Source organism: Microcystis sp. M113S1 (assembly GCF_020246945.1).
Lineage (GTDB): Bacteria > Cyanobacteriota > Cyanobacteriia > Cyanobacteriales > Microcystaceae > Microcystis.
Window position 1 is genome coordinate 1 of record NZ_JADBSA010000273.1, and the last position, 3,398, is coordinate 3,398.

General features: G+C 44.6%; 4 protein-coding genes. 3 read left to right on the forward strand and 1 reads right to left on the reverse strand.

Annotated elements, in window-relative coordinates:
- Window positions 1–362 (reverse strand): RNA-guided endonuclease InsQ/TnpB family protein (locus IM319_RS13735; RefSeq protein WP_287735946.1); only part of this gene is annotated, 362 nt, incomplete at its 3' end.
- Window positions 363–520: 158 nt separating this feature from the next.
- Here IM319_RS13735 and IM319_RS13740 point away from each other — a divergent pair.
- From IM319_RS13740 to cysH, 3 genes are all read left to right on the forward strand, one after another.
- Window positions 521–1,300 carry an ABC transporter permease gene (locus IM319_RS13740; protein ID WP_287077210.1) on the forward strand — a complete coding sequence of 260 codons (780 nt, stop codon included), beginning with the start codon at window positions 521–523 and terminating at the stop codon, window positions 1,298–1,300.
- Between the two features lie 197 nt (window positions 1,301–1,497).
- On the forward strand, window positions 1,498–1,962 hold the full coding sequence (locus IM319_RS13745; RefSeq protein ID WP_287673595.1) for a hypothetical protein: 465 nt from the start codon (window positions 1,498–1,500) through the stop codon (window positions 1,960–1,962).
- Window positions 1,963–2,379: 417 nt separating this feature from the next.
- Entirely contained in the window at window positions 2,380–3,201 is an 822-nt protein-coding gene (gene cysH / locus IM319_RS13750; protein WP_287673594.1) for a phosphoadenosine phosphosulfate reductase, read from the forward strand.
- The last annotated feature ends 197 nt before the right edge of the window (window positions 3,202–3,398 follow it).

Below are 3,398 nucleotides of genomic sequence, written 5' to 3' on the forward strand. Positions count from 1 at the left end.
CTTGACCATCGAATTGGTAAAGGTTCTGTGCATTTGGCTAAATAGATTTGTTTGTCTTTGAACTTAAAAGCTGACTTAGTAAATTCGGCACTTCCTCCTTGATGTTTTTTCTTAAAGTTAGGATACTTAGGACGACCAGCAAAGAAGTTAGTGAAAGCTGTTTGTAGATGTCTTAACCCTTGTTGTAAAGGTACACAGCTGACTTCATTGAGAAAGTCTAATTCTTCTTGCTTTTTCCAATCGGTCAACGTTGAAGACGTTTCAGCATATCCTACTCTTTCTTGTCTTTCATACCATGCTTGTGTTCTGAGATGGAGAGGTTTATTGTAAACTAATCTTACACAGCCCAAGGTGCGCCGCAATAGCGACTCTTGTTCGGGTGTGGGGTAAAATCATCGGTAAGAATAGGCTTTCTCCATATTTCACATTCTGGCATATATTTTGTAAATGTGCTAATATTTAACAGTAAAGCCGTCGTAGAACGACGGGGTTTCAGACCCAAAATTTTCGATGAAAGGCTATGGGTATCAGCATCCTGAGAATCTGGGCGATCGCAGCTAATGGTTTTCGCGAGGTTATTCGCGATCGAATTCTTTACTTTATCGGGTTTTTTGCCTTGTTGATGGCCTTCGCTTTGCGTTTATTACCGGAAATTGCGGTGGGAACCCATCAGAAAATCTTTCTTGACTTGGGATTAGCCGCTATCGGGTTATTAGGGGTAATGGTTGCGGTTTTTGTGGGTACAGGGCTAATTAATAAGGAAATTGACAAGAGAACTATTTTAGTTTTGATTCCCAAACCCCTGAGTCGGGCCGAATTTATCCTCGGTAAACACTTGGGTTTGTCCGGGGTTTTAGCGGTGATGTTGGGGGTAATGTTGGTGATTTACTTGCTGATGTTGCTGGGGATGAAAGTATCTTTTCAACCTTTACCCCTGATTGTCTCGGTTTTCTATCTCGGTTTGGAATTAATTCTCATCGCGGCCGTGGCGATCGCTTTTGGGGTATTTACCAGTTCGATTATAGCCACGTTAATGACTTTTGGGGTCTATCTAATGGGTCACATCAGCAAAGATCTGATCCAATTGGGTATAATCAGCAAAAATCCCAATATCCTCGCTATCACCAAAAATATTTATCTAATTCTCCCAGATTTAGAGAGATTGAATTTTAGAAACGAGGCCGTTTATGGTTTGCTGCCTAGTGCTGATGTCTTAATCGGTAATGCCCTCTACAGTCTCGTTTATACTGGTCTATTATTGGGCATCTCCATCCTCATCTTTTCACGACGACAATTTTAAATAGCGTTGCTGAATCAAGGGATGAATGGCAACTGTGCAGGTTCCCGTGCCAAAGTTAGTTTGGGTCTAGGTTTTAAAAATCCCAGCAAAGAGGATTCAGATATCAAATCAGCAACGCCTAAAATTGTCCTGGCAGAAAAACCGCTCATCGCTGGTAGGAATGGTCAATATCGATTAGTTTATAGACATTATTAGCCATGAAATTAAAGGCACAACTGCATATTTTAAGTCGAGACGCGGTCAATTACGGACTGGCAACCGTAGTCATGGAAGAAGCGGTTAATCCCGTCCTCGCGGCCGTGGCCAGACAGTTAAAACATTTACAATACTATGTGGTTCAGAATAGCCAGGGTGATTGGTTACTAACCACCTTAGCCCATCGGCAGCAGCCGCAACAGGAGAAAAGGGTAATCTATGCCTTTGCTACGGAAAAAATGGCCATATCTGCTCAAAATACCCCCAATTCACCCCTATCAACGCTCCTGATTCCCGTAACCCATCTTTTATTCCAATTATTTGCCCTAGAAAAAGTAGATAGTATTATTTTTCTGGAAAATGCACACACCGCTCAAACGGGAAAAGAAATCACCCGCACTGAATTAAGGGCCAATATTGAAAAACAACTGCAAAAACTAGCGACAATTCCTGCCAATCTTGCTTAACTTGGTTATCATTAATCGAGGTCAATTAGATGTCACCAGAGACTGTTTGGGCTGCCAACTTGAGTCTATTGTAACCAGAGAGATTTTTGACAAAGGAAGGTGTCGCTAGTGTGGGCCACACTTCACCCCATCAGATATAGTAGAAGTACAGTATATACATTCTCAACAATACGGTGGTCAGGATGAATACAAAAACCCCCAATTACTAGACCGCCAGTGTCAGGATGATAAAACGGCTCTCCAGTGTCAAGCTGTATCCCTAACAATGGAGCAGTAAAACTAGGAGCCGTGTGAGGTGAAAGTCTCACCTACGTTTCTCAAGGGGAGGAGATGGAGTTGACTCTATTCTCGAACCCTAATGGATAGATTGGACTCTATCAGTATCCGCCGCTACTAATACCTTAAATCTTAGCCAGAATGCCAGATTTACACTTGCTTAATTCTCATCCACAGGCCCTAGAAACTGCCTTCATCCCCACTGCCGACCGGTCTTTTTCCTACCCTCTATCCCTCGACCTCGCTACAATTAATCAACGTTTTGACTCCGCTAACGCCGCGGAAATCGTCGCTTGGGCGGAAGCCACCTTTGGGGAAGGTTTGGTGATGAGTACCAGTTTCGGCATTCAGGCGGCGGTAATGTTGCACCTCGTCACCGCAATTATCCCCGATATTCCCGTCATTTGGATCGATACCGGCTATCTTCCCCCGGAAACCTATCAATTTGCCGAAGAATTAAGCCAACGCCTCCATTTAAACCTGAAAGTTTATCAATCTCCCCTCAGTCCCGCCCGCATGGAAGCAATCCACGGTAAATTGTGGTCAAATAACGATCTGGACTCCCTCAATCTCTACGACAAAATCCGCAAAGTGGAACCGATGCAACGGGCCCTGAAGGAATTAAAGGCCGCCGCTTGGTTAGCGGGTTTGCGTCGCGACCAAACCGACCACCGCAAAACTCTCCAATGGGTCAATCAACAGGGCGAACGTTACAAAATATTACCGATCCTTGACTGGAATGCCAAAACCATCTACGAGTATCTGACTAAATACGATCTTCCCTACCATCCCTATTTTGATCTGGGTTATGTCTCCGTCGGCGATTGGCACTCCAGTCGGCCTTTAACCGCCGATGATAGCAACGAACGAGACACCCGTTTCAAGGGTTTAAAACAAGAATGCGGTCTTCATTTGCCCTTAACCCCCGGAGAAGCACAAAGTCTCGACGCAAGCTCCCTATAACTGCCAGGGTGGGAAAATTGCCGGTGCGATCGGTTCCTAGACGTTAGACAATGGTTATTGACATCCTCACCGCCGTAAACGGACGGTGATTCCCAAACCTCACGATTTAGGTTTCTGCTTCTTTCCCTTGCGGGGTTCCGCACCTGCCTTAACAGAGTAAATCTGTTCTGGTCTTATGGTCGCTCTACAGACTGACA

Coding starts and splice junctions, on each gene's coding strand:
- IM319_RS13745 (WP_287673595.1), top strand. CDS start 1,498: ATGAAATTAAAGGCACAACTGCATATTTTAAGTCGAGACGCGGTCAAT.
- IM319_RS13740 (WP_287077210.1), top strand. CDS start 521: ATGGGTATCAGCATCCTGAGAATCTGGGCGATCGCAGCTAATGGTTTT.
- cysH (WP_287673594.1), top strand. CDS start 2,380: ATGCCAGATTTACACTTGCTTAATTCTCATCCACAGGCCCTAGAAACT.